This window comes from Methanobrevibacter curvatus, from assembly GCF_001639295.1.
GTDB lineage: Archaea > Methanobacteriota > Methanobacteria > Methanobacteriales > Methanobacteriaceae > Methanoflexus > Methanoflexus curvatus.
In genome coordinates this window covers 1-938 of the sequence record NZ_LWMV01000111.1, presented here as the reverse complement: position 1 = coordinate 938, position 938 = coordinate 1, and the positions used below count along the sequence as shown (strand labels likewise).

Annotated in this window: 1 pseudogene; it reads right to left on the bottom strand. The window is 32.8% G+C overall.

Annotation, left to right across the window (positions count from 1 at the left end):
* A pseudogene (locus MBCUR_RS02920) lies at positions 1–938 on the bottom strand (hypothetical protein); the annotation flags it as partial.

Sequence of the window (938 nt, the reverse complement as noted above, 5' to 3'; positions counted from 1 at the left end):
AGGAGTACTACTATTATTACCAGTATTATTCTCATTAACACCAGTAACATTCGCAACATTAACAATACTACCAGTACCATTCAAACGAACAAGAATATCCAAAACAATACTCTCACCATTAGCCAAATTACCAATACTCCAAACACCAGTACCAGGAACATAACTTGTAAATCTTGGAGTTGTACTGTTAATATAAATCAATCTATTATCTAACCTATCAGTAATAACCAAACCAGTCGCATTATCAGGACCAAAATTAGTCACATTAATAGTATACAAAACAAACGCACCATTCAAAACAGAACCACTAACATTAGATGTTTTAACAACACTAAGATTCACAGTAGGAACAACAGTAAGATTAGTAGTATTATCAGGAGTACTACTATTATTACCAGTATTATTCTCATTAACATTAGTAACATTCGCAACATTCACAATACTACCAGTACCATTCAAACGAACAAGAATATCCAAAACAATACTCTCACCATTAGCCAAAGTGTTAATATTCCAAACACCAGTACTTACAATATAGCTAGTTCCACGAGGAGTGGTACTATTAATGTATATTAATCTACTATCTAACCTATCAGTAATAACCAAACCAGTCGCATTATCAGGACCAAAATTAGTCACATTAATAGTATACAAAACAAACGCACCATTCAAAACAGAACCAGAAACATTAGATGTTTTAACAACACTAAGATTCACAGTAGGAACAACAGTAAGATTAGTAGTATTATCAGGAGTACTACTATTATTACCAGTATTATTCTCATTAACACCAGTAACATTCGCAACATTCACAATACTACCAGTACCATTCAAACGAACAAGAATATCCAAAACAATACTCTCACCATTAGCCAAATTACCAATACTCCAAACACCAGTACCAGGAACATAACTTGTAAATCTTGGAGTTGTACTGT